Here is an 18,954-nt window from a genome sequence, read left to right on the forward strand (position 1 = left end):
AATGAAAAAGCAATATATATTAATGAGCTTGGCTGCAACAGCGCTAATGTTCAGTGCCTCTTGTAAAAAAGAAAATTTTGATAGTCGATATCGAAATCCTGCAAAGGTTGAATCGGCGAGTGTAGATAAGGGCTTTGCTGGGATGATCTATTCCTATAGAGAGCTGATTGTACCTTCGTATGGGAATTATTTTGTGACCTTGAGACCAACAATCTTCAGGTATACGCAAACCACCGGTTATTTCAATGAAACGAATTTATTGACCCCTGGTGCTGCGGCGTTAGACGAGCGTTGGGAAAGATACTATAGAGGCTTGACGCAATTTCGCGACATGACCAATGTATATAATAGTCTGCCTGAAGAAGAAAAGACGGAAAGACAAGCATATTTGTGGTTTGCAAAAATTGTTCATTTCGACCAAACTCAACAAGTCGTTGATCTACATGGATCAATTCCTTGGTCTGAAGCCGGAACGCTAAGAGAGAATAAAGGAGATTATAGTAAAACATTTGCTAAGTTTGATAAGGCAGAAGATATCTATAAGACAATGCTCGATGAATTGAAAGTAATCAGTGATGCATTGGTGACTTATAAAATTCCTGCTTCCCTAAACAATAATTTTGCAACCCAAGATTTAATTAATGGTGGTAATTTAGATTTGTGGAGAAAGTATTGTAATTCACTTAGATTAAGAATGTTAACGCGTGTTCAGTCTTCAGCTGCTTTTTCGTCTCGTGCGACTGCTGAATTGAAAGAGATTATTGATAATCCGACTAAATATCCAGTTATATTAGTAAATGCTGACAATGCACAATTAGATGTATTTAATCCATCAAGTGATATTAATTCGAGAGGCCTAAAGGATGCTTTGGAATCAGGAGGAGATTGGTATGCGAATTTAGGAAGCAAGGGAATGATTGACCAAATGAACACATTGAAAGATCCAAGACTTCCGATTTTATTTGAAAAAGGAGCTAAATCACCAACTGCGTTTATTGGCTTAGACCCATCACTGACTGCTACAGCTCAACTTGCTCTAGCGCGAGGAGGTACGATTTCCATTTATAATAAGTCGACGTTCTCCCAGAATCAAGTGTTCCCAGGTATACTATTCTCTGCTGCCGAAAGTAATTTCTTAATTGCGGAATACTATGTAAGAAATGGCCAAGCGACTTTAGCAAAAGCAAAATTTGATAATGGTGTTCGTGAATCGATAAATATGTATTATGCTATTCGTTCGAAAAGTAATAATCAAATCACACCAATTACGCCAGCACCTACCGCTGGTGAAATTGATACTTATTTGACGGCATTAAATTGGGCAGCAGCGCCTAATAAATTAAATTTAATCGCCAATCAGAAGTGGATTCACTTTAATATTACTCAACCAATTGAAGGTTGGTCTGAAGTGAGAAGGTTGGATTATCCTAAATTCTCATTTGTATTAGAAAATTCGGATATTCAGAAGACCGTGCCTGTAAAATGGCAAATGGCACCATCTGAAGTTACCTACAACAACGATAACTATAAAGCTGTTGAAGGAGAAAGTAATCCAAACACTAAACTTTTCTGGGATTTAAATTAATAAGTCCTATAAAAAGATCAAAGGTGCTCTATGAAAATAGTGCACCTTTTTTATAAGATTGATTTTAACTACTCGCATTCAATCCTGATAAGATTAGGATGTCGATCTGAAGAAGGAATTTGTAAGAAAAAATTATTGCCGCATAAATCACAACAATATCCATGAAAAAATTAAGCCTATTATTTTTATTTATCAGTTACCTATTATGTTCCAATGCGCAAGAAAACAAAGCGCAGTGGTTAGAAGATGCCCGTTATGGTATGTTTATTCATTGGGGTTTATACAGTGCAACGGAGGGAATTTGGAAAGGCGAGCGATTGCGTCACCCAAACAATTATGCCGAATGGATTCGTTATCGAAATCGAATTGGTGAGGCTGAATACGGTGAACTGGCTAAGCGTTTTGACTGGGAGAAGATCAATCCGGAGGAATGGGTGTTATTGGCGAAAAAAGCAGGCATGAAATATATCATCATTACTTCAAAGCATCATGATGGTGTGGCATTATGGGACACGAAAGTAGGAGATTACTCACTGCCCAAACTGAGCGGATCGAATCGTGATGTAATCAAGGAAATCGCCGATGCTTGTCGCAAGCACAACATGAAGTTAGGTTTTTATTATTCTCATTGGATAGATTGGCAGCACCCGTACGCTTGGAATCACAACCAAGAGGTTACTGGGCGTGTGACCGATGCACAATACAATCAATATTGGCAGGAGAAGGTAATTCCACAAGTTCGTGAACTCTTGACAAATTATGGAGACATTGCATTAATGTGGTTCGATATGTGGATTCCTTATCAACAAAGTATAATTAAAAAGGAACAGCTAGATCAATTAGCGAATCTGATTCATGAAATCCAACCGAATTGTTTAATCAATTCTCGATTGGGATTGCCGATAAGTAATAAAAATGTTGACTTTGAAACCTTGGGTGATAATGTGCTTGGAGAAGCATATACAGACCACGTTTGGGAGACGCCAGGTACTATAGCACATTCTTGGGGCTATAATGCGTTAGAATCTGAATGGAAATCCACCAATCAAATCTTTCAATCCTTGATTAACAATGTAAGTCTAAATGGATCTTACACGCTAAATATAGGGCCTAGAGCAGACGGAACTGTACCCTATGAAGGTGTAGAACGCTTGGAAACGATAGGGAAGTGGTTAGCGACCTATGGTGAAGCATTGTATGCCAACAAGGGAATTAAACTGCGTAGTTCACAACACGACTGGGGAAAAATCACTCAGGATAAAACAGGGAAGAAGCTTTATCTACATGTTTATAATTGGCCCTTGGACAAGATTCTCCGCGTTTCCGGTTTGATGGGTAAACCCCAAAAAGTAGAACTGCTAACAACAAAGGGAGCACAATCTCTGGCCTTTGAACAATGGGAAACGTCAATGCATATACATGTCCCTGATGAGCAAGCCGATCCATACGTGTCGGTTATCAAATTAACATTCGACGAAGTCTATCTGGATGAGCAAGTTGTTGCCGAGTCTACTTTCGGCGGATATGCTTTAAACTCACGTAATATCGTAACACCAAATATGAGTGTTAAAGCATTTGATGGAACAAGACCCGACTATTTGGATTTACTAGCAGATCAGGAAATAGCGTGGAAAGTCTATTTACCAAAGGCAGGGAAATACCAGCTCACAAGCAATATTCATAATGGAAATAAGCAAGCAGTGGCATTAAACATCAAAGTGCAACGATTATCAATCGAAGCGAGCGCTGCAGCGAAGAAATACAAACAAGAATATCAAATAATAGCTAATCCAAACGGAAAGGTTACTGTTGAGCCTAATGAAAATTGGTATGTGGAAGAGTTTTTAGATCAATCTGTCGGGGTCTTCCAGGCCGATCGCCCAGGTTACTACGAGGTTCATTTTTCTGCCAAAAAGCCGGTATGGTTTAACAAGATTTGGATGGAAGAGCTAAAATAATATCTCATTAAGAAACATTCCCTTTCTAGCTGTCAAAAAATAAATCGGTTCTAGGATAAGGGCAGAAATTTTAATTACCTTTGTGCGATTAAAAAGGTCAAAATTAAATTGATGCATTCCAATTGACGCAAATGCATCACAATGAAAACACAATGAGTTATAACGAAAAGAAAGTAACGATTGAGATGGGTGGCGGACTAGCGCCTATCGAATTGTCTACTGGGAAATTAGCCAAACAAGCTGATGGATCTGTAGTATTGAAACAAGGGAACACGATGTTATTAGCAACTGTTGTTTCTGCAAGAGAAGCCAAAACAGGTGTTGATTTTCTCCCATTATCCGTAGACTACCAAGAAAAATATGCTTCGACAGGCCGTATCCCAGGAGGCTTTTTACGTCGCGAAGCGAGACTTTCAGATTATGAAGTCTTAATTTCCAGATTAATAGACAGAGCTTTACGCCCATTATTCCCAGATACTTACCATGCAGACACACAAGTTATGGTGAGCTTAATTTCTGCGGATAAGGAAATTATGCCTGATGCATTAGCAGGATTAGCGGCTTCTGCTGCGATTGCTGTTTCTGATATTCCATTTAACGGCCCTATTTCGGAGGTTCGTGTAGCTAAAATCGATGGTCAATTAGTTGTTAACCCTACAGTTTCTGCATTAGCGAATGCTAGCTTAGAATTTATCGTAGCGGGTTCTGCACAAGACATCGTCATGGTAGAAGGTGAAGCAAAAGAGATTTCAGAAACTGAAATGGTTGAGGCGATTGCTTTTGCACATGAGGCAATTAAAAAGCAAGTTGCTGGACAGATAGAATTAGCAAAATTAGTAGGTGCTGAAGTAAAACGTGAATTTGTTCACGAGCCTTCAAATCCTGAATTAAAAGAGGCAGTATATGCTGCAACATACGCTCAAGTATACGAAGTAGCAAAATCAGGTTCAACGAAGCATGAACGTTCTGAGCGTTTCGCTGAAATTGGAAAAGAGTTTTTTGCAACGCAAGGTGAAGAGATTGATGACGATACAGCATTCTTATTGAAAAAATATTACCATGATGTTCAATATGATGCGGTTCGTAATCTAGTGTTGGATGAAGGAATTCGTTTAGATGGCCGTACAGTTCGTACAGTACGTCCTATTTGGTCAGAAGTGGATTATTTGCCAGCTGCACACGGTTCAGCAGTATTTACACGTGGTGAGACACAATCATTAACATCTGTTACTTTAGGTTCTAAAGACGATGAGCAAATGATCGATGGAGCATTCTTCCACGGGTATAACAAGTTTATCTTACACTATAACTTCCCAGGTTTCTCTACAGGCGAAGTAAGACCTAACAGAGGTCCTGGTCGTCGTGAAGTAGGTCATGGTAACTTAGCAATGCGTTCATTGAAACAAGTATTGCCTACTGGTGAAGACAATCCATATACAATCCGTATTGTTTCAGATATCTTAGAATCTAACGGTTCTTCGTCGATGGCAACAGTATGTGCTGGTACATTAGCTTTAATGGATGCAGGTGTTAAGATTGCTGCGCCAGTATCAGGTATTGCAATGGGATTGATTACAGACGAGAAAACTGGTAAATACGCTATCTTATCCGATATCTTAGGTGACGAAGATCATTTAGGTGACATGGACTTTAAAGTTACAGGTACACAAAAAGGTATCGTTGGTTGTCAAATGGACTTAAAAATTAACGGTTTGAAATGGGAAGTATTAACCCAAGCTTTAGACCAAGCGAAAGAAGCTCGTTTACACATCTTAGGAGAGATGGATAAAACAATTCAAGCGCCTCGCGAAGATTATAAGGCACATGCGCCACGCATTATCCAAATTTCTATCGAGAAGGAATTCATTGGTGCTGTAATTGGACCAGGTGGTAAAGTAATCCAAGAGATTCAACGTGAAACAGGTGCTACTATTTCCATTGAAGAAGTTGATAACAAAGGTATCGTTCAATTCTTCGCTGAAAATAAAGATTCTATCGATGCTGCAATGGCACGTGTAAAACAAATCGTTACGAAACCTGAAATTGGTGAAGTTTACGAAGGTAAAGTGAAGTCTATTATGGCTTTCGGTGCTTTCGTGGAGATTATGCCAGGAAAAGATGGTTTATTACATATCTCTGAGATTGATTGGAAACGTCTAGAAACTATGGACGGAGTATTCAAAGAGGGTGATATTGTAACCGTAAAACTGTTAGATATTGATAAGCAAGGTAAAATGAAACTTTCTCGTAAAGCTTTATTGCCTCGCCCGCCAAGAGAAGATAAGCCAAAACAAGAGGAAAAACCAGCGAATGATGCTGCTGCCCCTCAGGCATAATTCTTTTGATATAAGGATAAGAAAGAGCTACCAATTTGGTGGCTCTTTCTCGTTTAATGCCTCTATATAACACGGAATGTTTTAAACGCGAATGGCATCCATTTTCATATACTGTTATTAGAGAGATTTAATCTGTTAATCTATCACTTAGGGAAAAGGAATGGAATTAATGCTAGAAAGGTATTTATATCAATAAGCTTGAAGTATAGGAAATAAAAAAGCGAGTTGCCTTTTTAGGTAACTCGCTTTTTTATGATTATTTACAAGCTTTAATTACAATTGACTTTTGATGTACCGTAGCCGGTTCCAATCACGAATGTATTGTTCGAAACTTTCTGGCTATCCACAGCTCGATTGTTTGCTCCGCTCTGTTTCCAAACAACGGTGTTGAATTGCAAGTTATTCTTTAGGACCATTTCTACTAAAGGACCGCCGGAATACTTACTTCCAAATATTGTTATTTTTCCAGTACGACTAATTACAACTTTCAAAATTGGATTAGCTGCCGTTCCTTGCATTTTCCATATGTCGGGTATGGCTGTTCTCGTTGGATTATTTGCAGCTGAAGTGCCATGTTCGTCACCATCGATGAATCGAATGTTACGTTCAACGATACCTTCGCCATTTGCAGTGTTGTCGTACGTTTGAAATTGAATCTGCTCTTCTTTTGGATCAGTTAGAATATCAATTCCATTAATACGCATATTAAATGCATTATCTAATTTGGTCATCTCAAAGGTGAAACCGTAGTCAGTATGAGGTACATCAAATTCTTTGGTAATTTTTTGACCATTTGGAATAATAGTCCCTGCGCTATCGATTCCGGTATTACCTGGTAGCTCCGGATATTCCCATACCAAAGCACCATCGGCTAAATAGACAGGATTTACACAAGTCTTAAACGTTAGATAAAGATTATAGCGATGACCTGGATTAACTTTAATGTTAGGTATTTGTACCGATGCCTTCGTTTCACCGTCAATTGTGATATTATTTAATGTCAGCACTCGGTCTGTTGTGGTTGGATTAATAAGTAATGTCGCATTACTTTGGACGTTTCTAGTTCCGATGCCTGTTAAAAACGTAACTGCTGCATTATGATCATTATTACCATTATAGGTAAGGCTCTCGTCGCTAAATTTAAAATTAGCAGATTGGTATGTAGCGCCAATCGAACCATTTTGCAGTTGTGTAATCGCACCAGTCATCGAAGGGTCCATTCCTAAATGGATTGTTATTTCGCTGAAACGATGCTTTAAAATAACGCTTAATAGGTTTGTGCCATGGGTTAATGTAACTTGTTTTTTGAAGAACATTAAATCCTTGCTAATATTGTTTAATTGAGCCGTCGATAATGTCGAACCATCAACTGTTGGAAGTGGATCTGTTTTGCTATTAATCGAGTAAGCAACAAAAATATAGCTTTTGCCAGCATCTAGCCTAAATTCTGGGGTGTAGTTTTCACTTCCGTAAGTATATTCGCGTTCATCTACAAATAAGCCTGCGCTAGTGTAAGCCATCAATTTGTATTTTGTTCCGATACTTAATTCAAAACGAACTGGAGTAGACGTGGCAGAAAGCTGGTTACTACGATCTTGTTTTGCGGTAGATTGAATTGTTTTTTTAGCAATGCTCCCTTTGTTCTCCAATACGTAGTCGACGGAAAGAGATGGGCCTAAAGCGACGGTGCTATCTTGTACGATTCTATTCGACGTAAGGCCTAAACGCGTAGCATTTGCTGATTTTGGCTTCGTGTTAACCGTGATGTCTTCAGAATTTACGGTGATATCGCCAATTTCGACTTTGATTAATGCGTCGCCAGCGGAGACAGCGATCTCATTGTTTTCTTTACAGGATTTTAATCCAAATCCTAAAAATAAGATGAATGTGCTAATTGTAATTAGCTTAAATATGTTGTTGAATTTCATGTCTATTATATCTAATGATTTAACAATTAGGAACTTACCAATCGATTGTGCGACTCTCATCGCTATCTTGGATCCATTCCTCTTCAACAACATTTTGATTGTTCTGTGGCTTAACGATTGCTGAGCCAGCTGCGATACAGTTTTCACTGAGCACGTGAAAGACCGTGACCGTCGGTTTAATGTAACGTGTTTTCATTAATAGTGTGTGTGTGTGTAATAAGTGTGGGTGCAAGGATAATTCCCGAATTTTCGCTTATTCGAATTCCTTCTATAAACTGTTTTGTTTGTAGTTGATTCACTATATTGTTTAAGGTAAAAGATAAAATGTATATGTGTAACGAAAATTAGAGTGGTATATTTATGTAACCCTCCCTGAGAAAATTGATAGTTTGCGTAAATTTTGCTTGAATTTCCTTAAGTAAGGAAGTTATAATTTGCTGTCAATATGACACCTTTATCGGATTGCACGATAAGATGTTAGCGTCGATGCGGGCGTTGTAATAAAAAACAGTTATAGTAGCACCCTTACGAATAATGAATAATAAGGAATGCTGGCTTATTTAAATCGTCTGCTAAAACAGAAGATTGGTTTTCTTCAATATTCACTTCAAGTTGGCTTTGAATTCTTCGAAGAAGGTACGGAGGAGAGTCGAGAAAGTCGCTAGTCTGACCAATTACAAAGAAGGTTTGCGATTGCAAGACTGAATAGTGGAGGTAAAAGAAAAGGCTTTCTAATTTCTTAGAAAGCCTTTTTTATGAAAATTAGTCTTATGCTAATTCTTATTCTTTTATAGCATCATTACATCGGGTATTTCCCCTACTTTTTTATAGTAATCGACTACTTCATCAGCTGAGTTTACGTAGTTTTCTATCGTCAACGATGTGTATTTTCCGGCTGAAGATGTTTTTTCTGAAAACTTTGCTGAAGCATGTGTAAAGATTGCTTTAACCTTTTCGGCTTGATCAGTATCTGTTTTTACGATAAATTTAAAAGTATAAATAGAAGGAAATTGTTCAACTTCCATCAATTTCTCTTTAAAATTTTTGAAGAAATCCTGACCGTTACTGTTGTCTTGGATATCTTTTATGTCAATGTTATTGAAATCACTCATTTTATTATTCTCCTTTCTCTTTTGATATCAAAATGTATACCTAATGTAGAAACATGACAATGTGTTCTAATTTTCCATGGAGCTCGGTTGGTCTTTTCGCTTCATGCCAAACCTCTTGTTTGGCTTATCTGTCATTTCAATAACCAGCTCATGAGGAGTCAACATATCTTGATGACGAATATAGGATTTTGTATATTTTTTGCCATCTAATTTGATGGAATTAATATAGACATTCTTTTTACTGTTGTTTTTTACTTTGATGCTGAAGCTGTTACCATTCGGCATTTTAATTGTTGCCGCATCAATGGTTGGGCTTCCGAATACATACTCGCCGTTGACTGGTGAAGCGGGGTATAATCCCATCATTGACCAGACTGCCCAAGCGCTCATTTGTCCTGCATCTTCGTTGCCTGCATAACCATCTGGGACATCATGATACATGGAATCAATAATTGCGCGTACCTTCTCTTGCGTCTTCCAAGGTTTGCCGATGTAACTATACATATATGCAATGTGATGGCTAGGCTCATTTCCGTGGGCATATTGACCAATAAATCCAGAGGCATCGGGCGATTGGTTTTCTCCTGTCATTTCGGAAGGTGCTTTAAAAAGTGTATCAAGCATTTTTTCTAAGCCACCTTTTTTCGGGAATAGTTTGTCAAGACCGCGTACGTCGTGGGGTACAAAGAATGAATGTTGCCATGCATTTCCTTCGATGTATTGACTTTTTTCGAAATCGTGTTCAGAGTGAAAAGGATCGAATGGCTCCATAAATTTTCCGTTTTTCAGTCGCGCGCGCATAAAACCTGAGTTTGGATCGAAGTGATTGATGTAGTTTTTCGCTCTTTTGGTGAATTTGATGAAATCGTCTTGTTTGCCTAACTTTTTTGCAACAAGAGAAATACAATAGTCATCGAATGCATATTCTAATGTTTTAGTGACTGAACCGCCATTTACATCTTGCGGCACATATCCGTATTCAATATATGCGGGCACCTCGCGTATTGACTGATTTGCGCTTGCTAACATCGCTCGGTAGGCACGTTCTTGGTCTAGGCCTGGCCAATCTTTTAATATGGCGTCAGCAATAACCGAGATTGCGTGATAACCCGTCATAGTATTGGTTTCAAAGGTGCTTAAGTCCCATACAGGCAAAAGTCCATTTTCATCGTAAAAGGCGAGCATGCTATTTACTATATCGCTATACCGCTCAGCTTGTGTAATTGTAAATAATGGATTGAGGGCTCTAAAAGTATCCCATAAGGAGAATAGAGTGTAGCGTTGTCCATGATTTGGCATTTTATGGGATTCTCCTTTGTAATTCTTGTAAGATCCATCTTGATCAGAATATAAGGTTGGAGAGATCGCGGTATGGTATAACGCAGAATAGAAGATTCGCTTAATGCGATCGTCATTCGTTTCGATTTTTATTTTACTTAGTTCTTTTTCCCATTTTTCGTCGGCAGCTTTTTTTACTTGAGGGAAAGACCAATTTGAAATTTCATTTAGGGCTTGTTGCGCATTCGCCATACTACTGGTTGAAAGCGCGACTTTCATTTCTACTTGGCTTTGATTCGGGAAGGTAAATTGTGCGTTTACGGTGGCTTCTTGCTTCGAGTCTTTTTTGGAATCGAATGCAATAACTTTATTCTTTGTTGCTTTTCCGTTTAATAAATAGTATGTAAAAGGTTTAGCAAATCGGATTGCAAAATAGATGTGTTGTTGGTTTGCCCATCCATAGGAATAGCGTTTTCCAACGACAGTACTATCATTTAAGATGCTAATTTCAGTGTTGGTAGGCTTATCCCAATTATAGGCGTGATTTAGATCTAAACGTATGGTTGGTTCAGATCCAGTAGGATAGGTATATTGGTGATATCCGACCCGTTCAGTCGATGTCAAGTTGACCTTAATCTGATTGTCTAATAGGACCGAATAAAATCCTGGGCTTGCTTGTTCGTTTTTGTGAGAAAAAGAGACACGGGTATCTATCTTTTCTTTTTGTATGGGTTTTAACATGGGCATGACAGCAACATCAAGCCAATCGCCGATACCTGTTCCGCTCAAATGCATATGACTGAAGCCGGCAATTGAGTCTGATGAAATATGATAACCACTCACCCAATCCCATCCGTTTTTGCCGTTATCGGGTGATAATTGTACTAATGCGAAAGGAACTGTTGCACCAGGGAACGTGTGTCCGTGTCCGCCCGTTCCGATAAAGGGATCAACGTAATTTGTTAATTTCTGCGCTTGGCATATGCCGAATTGAAAAGACATCAACACGCATATACTCAAGTATTTGGTAATCTGAGGGCAATGAAAAATCATAATATTCGTTAATAATAGTGTATAGACACAAAAGTAGCGTTATTTTTAATATAAAACCTTTTAGCTAAGTTTTTAGCAATTAATTTAGCATTTGTTTGCTAAAATTTAGCTGAAATTATATATTTGGTAATTATCCCAATAATCCACTGTTGACCTAACATGAGAAAACGTATTTTAATTAGTGATATTGCAAAAACTCTTGGAGTTTCTGTGACTACTGTTTCTTTTATTCTGAATGGAAAAGCCAAAGAAAAGCGTATTAGCGAGAGTTTGACGAAGCGAGTTTTAGAGTATGTTAAAAAAGTAGGGTACAAGCCAAATCAATTGGCACAAAGTTTACGAACCGGACAGTCTAAAATATTGGGACTTATCGTCGAGGATATCTCAAATCCTTTTTTCTCGAACGTTGCCAAATATATTGAACGTATTGCCTATGAAAACGGGTACCATATTATCTACTGTAGTATGGACAATGATGCGACCAAGGCAAAGGAACTCATACAATTATTTTATGATCGCCAAGTCGATGGATACATTATTACACCGCCAGAAGGGCTAGAAGAAACCCTAAGTAATTTGAATAAGAACAATGTCCCTTTGGTTTTATTTGATCGTTATATTCCGCAATTGGAAACACATTATGTCGTTCTAGACAATTTCAAGGGTGCCTATGAAGCGACAAAGCATTTATTAGATAATCCTAAAAATAAGAAAGTTGGTTTTGTTTCGCTGTATTCGAATCAAACACAAATGCGGGATCGATTAGAGGGCTATATGAAAGCAGTTGATGATTTTCAGCAGCAAGCCTATATCAAAAAGGTTCGAATGGATGAAAATGAGCAATCGGTTGTTGAGCAACTTTATAGTTTTATTCACGAAAATAACTTAGATGCTGTTTTGTTTGCGACGAATTACTTGGCAATTGATGGTTTAAAAGCCGTTAAGGAATATGGCATTGATTTACCGAATATGGTCGCCTTTGATGACCACACGTTATTTAAGCTACATGAACCAGATATTTCAGTGGTAACGCAAGACACCAGTGCGATAGCGAATGAACTTATTCACACGCTATTGAACGAAATAAAAGGAAAAAATAAGGAACTACAAAAGATTGTAATTCCTTGTGAATTGTTAGTTCGCGGTTCGTCCGCTACGGTTAATGAGCTGAAGGAACAAACTTCATAGAAATAGAATTTACACAATGTCTCGTGTTTTTGGCGGTGAATCCTTCACCCTCAAAAACATGACCTAAGTGGGCTCCACATTTCGCACATAATATTTCGGTTCTTCGACCGTCTACATCAATCTCTCTTCGAACTGCTCCTGGTATTTCATCATCAAAACTTGGCCAGCCACAATGTGACTCAAACTTCGCTGTCGATTCATATAAAGGGGCATCACAACGACGACAGATATAGGTTCCAGTAACTTTATTGTCTAATAGCTCACCTGTGAAGGGGCGTTCGGTTCCTTTATGAAGAATAACATATTCCTCTTCTGGCGTCAATTTATTGTATTTCGTTTCCTCGTTCATAGTCTTGGGGGTATCCTTTGATTGTGATTGCGCACAACTTGTAAATAAAAAATAGGCGATTAAGAAAATTAACCATTTCATAGTAACACTAAGATAATAATAAAAGCGCAGGATAAAATCACATTATTGTTATATTTAGGGCACTTTATGACGATTATATGATAACTATTTAGAATGATTATAAATTGATAAATTACGTCATCAGATTGTCAGGGATTGCTTAATAAGTTATACTTTTGTGCATTGTTTTGTACGCTTTTGTGTACATGCTGGAAGTGTCAACAATTAATTATTACACATAAAATAGTATAAAGTGCTAAATATGAGAAATATCTCATCCGTTTTGGGAAGACTTGCGAAGTCAATATCGATCAGTTTGGTATTGTTATTTGCCGTTACAACAACCTCGCAAGCACAGGATGCCGCGAATGGTGCAGCGCTCTTCAAATCGAACGCTTGTAATTCTTGTCACGCTGTTGGTAAGAAAATTACTGGTCCAGATTTAAAGGGATTATCTGAGCGTCGCGAAGAGGCTTGGATTATTAAGTGGGTTCATAACCCGCAGGGAATGGTTGATTCAGGTGATAAGCAAGCCGTTGAATTGAAGGCAGAGTATCCGACAATGATGGCTCCTTACGCTCATTTATCAGAGACTGATATCAAAGATATCATTGCCTTTTTAAAAGCTGAGGAAGTTAAGTTAGCTGAAAAAGCTGCAAAAGCTCCGGCTGGAGGTGCTGCAGAGAATAGCAATGCTAGTACAATGATGATTTTAGGTTTAGTTGCCTTATTCGTTGTTGCAGTAGCTGTTATTTTTGCTTTGAACCGTGTTACAAAAACCTTAGAGAAAGTAATTTCTGCAAACCAAGCAACAATCGCTGCGAATCAAGCAGCCTACGAGGAAGCTGGTGAAAGTAGTTACGCTAAGTTTGCGAAAGCATTCTTAAAGAACAAGAAGCTTGTTTTCTTTGTTGTCTTAATGGTGGTTGGCTTATTAGGTGCTGCTGGCTGGAAGGCGATGTGGAACGTTGGTGTACACGAAGGTTACAAGCCTGTACAGCCAATTAAGTTCTCTCACCAAATTCACGCGGGTGTAAACCAAATTGAATGTCAATACTGTCACGGTGGTGCATTTAAATCTAAAAATGCTTCAATTCCATCGGCGAATGTGTGTATGAACTGTCACAATACAGTAACAGCTTCAGATCATTATGACGGTGAGATTTCACCAGAGATTTTGAAAATCTATCGTGCGGTTGATTTTGATCCAGAGACAAAAACTTACGGAAATAATCCGCGTCCAATCGAATGGGTTCGAATCCATAACTTGCCTGATTTTGCATATTTCAACCACTCACAACACGTTGTTGTAGCGGGAGTTGAGTGTCAAACTTGTCACGGTCCAATTCAGGATATGGAAGAAGTATATCAGTACTCTCCATTAACGATGAAATGGTGTGTTGATTGTCACAAAACAACAGAAGTAAATGGCGATAACGCATATTACGATCAATTGATTAAAGCGCACGAGAAGTTGAAAAAAGGTGAGAAGATGACTGCTGCGATGATTGGTGGATTAGAGTGTGGTAAGTGTCACTATTAATAGAATATAATTAGAAATACGGAATCTTATATATAGCTTAAATGGAAAGCAATAAAAAATATTGGAAAGGTTTAGAAGAGTTAAATCAGACTCCAGCTTTTGTCGAAGGAAGCAAGGGGGAGTTTGCTGAACCTATTCCCGTAGAAGATGTGTTAAATGAAGCGGGTTTAAGTACTAAAACTCCTCGTCGTGACTTCTTGAAGGCATTAGGCTTTGGATTAGGTGCTGTAACTTTAGCTGCATGTAACCGTACGCCGATTCATAAGGCTGTACCTTATGTAATCAAGCCTGAGGAGGTAACTCCGGGTATCCCTAACTTTTACGCGTCATCATTCAATGGTCAGAGTGTAATTGTAAGAACTCGTGAAGGTCGTCCGATCTCTTTAGAGGCTAACCCGAATTCAGTTGGATTAAATCAAGGTACTGATGCGCAGACAGCGGCTTCTGTACTTGACTTATACGATATGTCCAAATTACAGAACCCTCAAATTGGAGGAAAGGATGTAGAGTGGTCTCAATTGGATAAAGCGGTTGTTGATGCTTTAAACAAGGCGCAAGGAGCTGGTAAACAAATTACGATTGTTGCCAATACAGTAAATAGCCCAACAACTTTAGCGGCAATTGCTGCTTTAGCTGTAAAATACCCAACGACTAATTTGGTTCAAGTTGACGCTGTTTCTTATAGCGGTATCATTGAAGCAAATAAAGCGGCATTTGGAAAAGCAGTTATCCCATCGTACCATTTTGATAAGGCACAAGTTGTTGTATCAGTAGCAGCAGACTTCCTAGGATCATGGGTAGCAGGTGAGGAGCATACACAAGATTACATTAAGAATCGTGATCATAAATCGCTAAAAGGCGGTAAAATGTCACGTCATATTCAATTTGAATCAGGTCTATCGATGACAGGTTCAAATGCGGATGCACGTGTTGCGATTAAGCCATCAGAAGAAGGAGCTGTTTTAGTTTCATTATACAATGAGATTACAGGTCAATCAATTGCTGGTGGTTCTAATAATGCGAAAGCGAAGAAAGTAATTGCATTAGCGGCAAAAGAATTGGTATCGGCGAAAGGTTCTGCCTTAGTTGTTGCGGGTTCTAATGATTCGAATGTTCAATTACTAGTAAATGCGATCAATACAGCTTTAGGTGCTTACGGAGCAATTATCGATTTAGATAATTACTCTAAACAATACCAAGGTTCTGACGCGGCATTCCAACAATTTTTAACTGCTGCAAAAGCAGGACAAGTTGGTGTAGCATTCTTCTTAAACAGTAATCCTGTTTATGATTATTTCAAAACTGATGATGTTAAAGCAGCAATTGCGAAAATCGATTATTCGGTATCTTTCGCAGATCGCGCGGATGAAACAGCTTCAGAATTGAAAGCGATTGCACCAAACTGTACGTTCTTAGAAGCTTGGGGTGATTCATCATCAAAAGAAGGATTGTTTACTATCATTCAACCGACAATTAATCCAGTATTTAATACACGTCAGGTTGAACAGTCATTGTTAGTTTGGGCTGGTGTTACTAAGCCAATTCATGACTTTGTAAAAGAAAACTGGGAAACAAATATATTAGCAGGAACAGGTAAAACGTGGAAAGATGTTTTACAACAAGGTTTTGTATTTAAAGGATCAGCTACGGGTTCTTCATACACTGCGGCAGTTGATGTAAATGCGGTTGCAGCGGCTATCGCTAATGATAGCAAACGTATTTCTGGTGCTGTAGAATTGAAATTATACGAATCTACAACATTGAGAGATGGTCGTTTTGCAAATAACGCATACTTACAAGAATTGCCTGATCCAGTATCCAAAGTAACTTGGGACAACTACGCAGCGATTAATCCACAGGATGCTGCGGAGTTAGGTGTTAAAGAAACTGGAAAAGTAACTGTTGAAGCAAACGGCTATAAAGTTGATTTGCCAGTTATATTACAACCAGGTCAAGCAAAAGGTACTGTATCTGTAGCCGTTGGTTATGGTCGTACTAAGGTTGGTAAAGCGGGTAACAATGTAGGTGTGAATGCTTATCCATTTGCAAGTTTAGTAAATGGTACAGTTCAATTTACAGCTAAAGCTACTGTTACGAAAGCTTCTGGTATCTACGAATTAGCGCAAACACAAACGCATCATACGATTGAAGGACGTAATATTATCCGCGAAACATCTTTCGCTAAATATTTAAAAGATCCGAATTCAGAGTCTGGTCGTTTTGCAGATACGCATCAATCTTATGACTTATGGAATAAGTTTGAGCAACCAGGTCACCGTTGGGTGATGGCAATCGATTTGAATGCTTGTACGGGTTGTGGATCATGTATTGTTGCATGTAACGTTGAAAATAACATTCCAGTTGTTGGACGTGATGAGGTTCGTCGTCGTCGTGAGATGCACTGGTTGCGTATTGACCGTTACTATACAATCAATAGTGGTGAAGCGAAACTTACAAAAGAGAATGATATTGCGGATGCGGAAGGATTAGATTATGAAGATGTAACTGTTGTTCATCAACCGATGTTATGTCAACACTGTGAGCATGCTCCATGTGAGACTGTATGTCCGGTATTAGCGACTGTTCACTCTTCAGAAGGTCTAAACCATATGGCTTACAACCGTTGTTTCGGTACTCGTTACTGTGCAAACAACTGTCCATATAAAGTACGTCGTTTTAACTGGTTTAACTACTGGAATGATTCACGCTTTGACAACTACTTAAACAACGAGTTTACACAATTAGTATTGAATCCAGATGTAACAACACGTTCTCGTGGGGTTATGGAGAAATGTTCAATGTGTATCCAACGTATTCAAGCTGGTAAATTGAAAGCTAAGATCGAAAATCGTAAAGTAAAAGACGGAGATATCAAAATGGCGTGTCAATCGGCATGTTCTGCAAATGCGATTATCTTTGGAGATGCTAACGATCCAGAATCAGAAGTTTCAAAAGCACTACGTAACGAGCGTGTTTATTACGTACTAGAAGAAATCAACGTGCAACCAAATATTGGTTACATGACTAAGGTAAGAAACACATTTGAAGCGTAATTTATTCAATACTGAAATAAAATAACTATGTCATCGCATAACGAATCAATATTAAGAGAACCATTAGTAACCGGCAAGAATATCACGTATGCAAAAGTTACAGATGATATCTTGCTACCGGTTGAAAATAAACCGAACAAAGCTTGGTGGATTGGCTTTACAGTAGCTGTCCTAGGAGCAATGTTATGGGTAGTAAGTGTTGGATATACTTTCTGGACAGGTATCGGCGCATGGGGTTTGAACAAAACCGTAGGTTGGGCTTGGGATATCACCGACTTCGTATGGTGGGTGGGTATTGGTCACGCCGGAACCCTAATTTCTGCTGTACTATTACTTTTCCGTCAAAACTGGCGTAACTCCATTAACCGTTCGGCTGAGGCGATGACTATCTTTGCCGTAATCTGTGCTGCAACGTATGTAGTTGCTCACATGGGTCGCCCATGGTTAGCATACTGGATTTTCCCATTACCAAATCAATTTGGTTCACTTTGGGTAAACTTTAACTCACCGCTTGTATGGGATGCATTTGCGATCTCTACATATTTCACAGTTTCCTTAGTATTTTGGTACTGTGGTTTATTACCGGATATCGCGTCTGTTCGTGACCGTGCAACGGGTTTAAAACGTAGAATTTATTCGATTCTTTCTTTTGGATGGAATGGTTCTGTAAAGACTTGGCAGCGTTTTGAGATCGTTTCATTGATCTTAGCTGGTATCTCAACTCCTTTAGTACTTTCCGTACACACTATCGTATCTATGGACTTTGCTACTTCGGTAATTCCTGGATGGCACACCACGATTTTCCCTCCATACTTCGTTGCTGGAGCGATTTTCTCAGGTTTCGCGATGGTACAAACATTATTATTAATCCTTCGTAAGGTAATGAACTTTGAGGACTACATTACGATGTTCCATATTGAAGCGATGAACAAAATCATCATGACAACAGGTTCTATCGTAGGTATCGCTTATTTAACAGAGTTGTTCATTGCTTGGTATTCTGGTTCAGAATACGAGATGTATGCATTTGCTAACCGTGTTGCGGGTCCTTATGCTTGGGCATACTGGGCGATGATGACATGTAACGTAATCTCTCCGCAGTTGTTCTGGTTTAAGAAAATTAGAACAAGTATTCCAATTTCATGGGTATTATCGATTGTTGTAAACATCGGTATGTGGTTTGAACGTTTCGTAATTATCGTTACTTCATTACACCGCGATTACTTACCATCTTCATGGGCGATGTTCTATCCAACATGGGTTGACGTAGGTATCTTCGTTGGATCAATTGGTTTATTCTTCACTTTATTCTTATTGTTCCTTCGTTTCTTACCAGGTATTGCGATTGCAGAGGTTAAGTTATTGTTGAAGAGCGCGAGTTTACAACAAAAAACTAAACTTGTTCAAGAAGGTGCTTTCCCTGAGGATCAAGTTGAGTTCTTCAAAAATTCTTTGGAGAAATACGACACAGTAACAGAAGAGGATATTAAAGAATTACGTAAAAAATAGGA

The 18,954-nt window shown here is 38.6% G+C and carries 12 protein-coding genes; 7 read left to right on the forward strand and 5 right to left on the reverse strand.

The features are described 5' to 3' along the window. Position 1 precedes the first annotated feature (1 nt). The 3 genes from GFH32_RS02215 to pnp all read left to right on the forward strand — a co-directional run bounded on the left by GFH32_RS02215 (position 2) and on the right by pnp (position 5,879). Positions 2-1,585: a SusD/RagB family nutrient-binding outer membrane lipoprotein gene (locus tag GFH32_RS02215; protein WP_153509522.1), complete on the forward strand. Its 1,584-nt coding sequence runs from the start codon at positions 2-4 to the stop codon at positions 1,583-1,585. Between the two features lie 161 nt (positions 1,586-1,746). Next, positions 1,747-3,543 (forward strand): alpha-L-fucosidase, encoded by a 1,797-nt coding sequence (locus GFH32_RS02220; RefSeq protein WP_153509523.1) that lies wholly within the window; start codon positions 1,747-1,749, stop codon positions 3,541-3,543. A gap of 152 nt (positions 3,544-3,695) precedes the next feature. Beyond that, a complete protein-coding gene (pnp, locus tag GFH32_RS02225; protein WP_153509524.1) occupies positions 3,696-5,879 on the forward strand; it encodes a polyribonucleotide nucleotidyltransferase in 2,184 nt (727 codons plus the stop codon). Between the two features lie 269 nt (positions 5,880-6,148). On the opposite strand, the gene GFH32_RS02230 is transcribed toward pnp, so the two are convergent. The 4 genes from GFH32_RS02230 to GFH32_RS02240 form a co-directional block, all read right to left on the reverse strand. Further along, positions 6,149-7,867, reverse strand: a complete 1,719-nt coding sequence (locus tag GFH32_RS02230) for a hypothetical protein (protein ID WP_153509525.1) — start codon at positions 7,865-7,867, stop codon at positions 6,149-6,151. Continuing rightward, positions 7,842-8,003: a hypothetical protein gene (locus GFH32_RS18230; protein WP_194285663.1), complete on the reverse strand. Its 162-nt coding sequence runs from the start codon at positions 8,001-8,003 to the stop codon at positions 7,842-7,844. Before GFH32_RS18230 ends, GFH32_RS02230 begins: the two co-directional genes overlap by 26 nt. A gap of 592 nt (positions 8,004-8,595) precedes the next feature. After that, the gene (locus tag GFH32_RS02235) at positions 8,596-8,919 is read right to left on the reverse strand and encodes a DUF493 domain-containing protein (protein ID WP_153509526.1); all 324 of its coding nucleotides are present in this window, start codon (positions 8,917-8,919) and stop codon (positions 8,596-8,598) included. Between the two features lie 66 nt (positions 8,920-8,985). Further along, positions 8,986-11,250, reverse strand: a complete 2,265-nt coding sequence (locus tag GFH32_RS02240) for a GH92 family glycosyl hydrolase (RefSeq protein WP_202111204.1) — start codon at positions 11,248-11,250, stop codon at positions 8,986-8,988. Positions 11,251-11,409: 159 nt separating this feature from the next. On the opposite strand from GFH32_RS02240, the gene GFH32_RS02245 reads away from it, so the two are divergent. Beyond that, complete coding sequence (locus GFH32_RS02245; RefSeq protein ID WP_153509527.1) at positions 11,410-12,438, forward strand: LacI family DNA-binding transcriptional regulator; 1,029 nt, start codon at positions 11,410-11,412, stop codon at positions 12,436-12,438. On the opposite strand, the gene GFH32_RS02250 is transcribed toward GFH32_RS02245, so the two are convergent. Continuing rightward, positions 12,410-12,868 (reverse strand): methionine-R-sulfoxide reductase, encoded by a 459-nt coding sequence (locus GFH32_RS02250; RefSeq protein ID WP_153509528.1) that lies wholly within the window; start codon positions 12,866-12,868, stop codon positions 12,410-12,412. The genes GFH32_RS02245 and GFH32_RS02250 overlap by 29 nt on opposite strands. A 241-nt stretch (positions 12,869-13,109) precedes the next feature. Between GFH32_RS02250 and GFH32_RS02255 the strand changes: the two genes are divergently transcribed. The 3 genes from GFH32_RS02255 to nrfD are packed head-to-tail and all read left to right on the forward strand — an operon-like array spanning position 13,110 to position 18,952. Further along, entirely contained in the window at positions 13,110-14,390 is a 1,281-nt protein-coding gene (locus GFH32_RS02255; protein ID WP_153509529.1) for a cytochrome c3 family protein, read from the forward strand. Positions 14,391-14,431: 41 nt separating this feature from the next. Beyond that, the gene (locus GFH32_RS02260; protein WP_153509530.1) at positions 14,432-17,443 is read left to right on the forward strand and encodes a TAT-variant-translocated molybdopterin oxidoreductase; all 3,012 of its coding nucleotides are present in this window, start codon (positions 14,432-14,434) and stop codon (positions 17,441-17,443) included. 27 nt (positions 17,444-17,470) lie between these two features. After that, on the forward strand, positions 17,471-18,952 hold the full coding sequence (nrfD, locus tag GFH32_RS02265) for an NrfD/PsrC family molybdoenzyme membrane anchor subunit (protein ID WP_153509531.1): 1,482 nt from the start codon (positions 17,471-17,473) through the stop codon (positions 18,950-18,952). The last annotated feature ends 2 nt before the right edge of the window (positions 18,953-18,954 follow it).

Source organism: Sphingobacteruim zhuxiongii, from assembly GCF_009557615.1.
In the GTDB taxonomy this organism is placed as follows: domain Bacteria; phylum Bacteroidota; class Bacteroidia; order Sphingobacteriales; family Sphingobacteriaceae; genus Sphingobacterium; species Sphingobacterium zhuxiongii.

What these genes read in the sequence shown, in the direction of transcription:
- GFH32_RS02215 (WP_153509522.1), top strand. Translation starts at nt 2, where the DNA reads ATGAAAAAGCAATATATATTAATGAGCTTGGCTGCAACAGCGCTAATG.
- GFH32_RS02220 (WP_153509523.1), top strand. Translation starts at nt 1,747, where the DNA reads ATGAAAAAATTAAGCCTATTATTTTTATTTATCAGTTACCTATTATGT.
- pnp (WP_153509524.1), top strand. Translation starts at nt 3,696, where the DNA reads ATGAGTTATAACGAAAAGAAAGTAACGATTGAGATGGGTGGCGGACTA.
- GFH32_RS02230 (WP_153509525.1), bottom strand. Translation starts at nt 7,867, where the DNA reads ATGAGAGTCGCACAATCGATTGGTAAGTTCCTAATTGTTAAATCATTA.
- GFH32_RS18230 (WP_194285663.1), bottom strand. Translation starts at nt 8,003, where the DNA reads ATGAAAACACGTTACATTAAACCGACGGTCACGGTCTTTCACGTGCTC.
- GFH32_RS02235 (WP_153509526.1), bottom strand. Translation starts at nt 8,919, where the DNA reads ATGAGTGATTTCAATAACATTGACATAAAAGATATCCAAGACAACAGT.
- GFH32_RS02240 (WP_202111204.1), bottom strand. Translation starts at nt 11,250, where the DNA reads ATGATTTTTCATTGCCCTCAGATTACCAAATACTTGAGTATATGCGTG.
- GFH32_RS02245 (WP_153509527.1), top strand. Translation starts at nt 11,410, where the DNA reads ATGAGAAAACGTATTTTAATTAGTGATATTGCAAAAACTCTTGGAGTT.
- GFH32_RS02250 (WP_153509528.1), bottom strand. Translation starts at nt 12,868, where the DNA reads ATGAAATGGTTAATTTTCTTAATCGCCTATTTTTTATTTACAAGTTGT.
- GFH32_RS02255 (WP_153509529.1), top strand. Translation starts at nt 13,110, where the DNA reads ATGAGAAATATCTCATCCGTTTTGGGAAGACTTGCGAAGTCAATATCG.
- GFH32_RS02260 (WP_153509530.1), top strand. Translation starts at nt 14,432, where the DNA reads ATGGAAAGCAATAAAAAATATTGGAAAGGTTTAGAAGAGTTAAATCAG.
- nrfD (WP_153509531.1), top strand. Translation starts at nt 17,471, where the DNA reads ATGTCATCGCATAACGAATCAATATTAAGAGAACCATTAGTAACCGGC.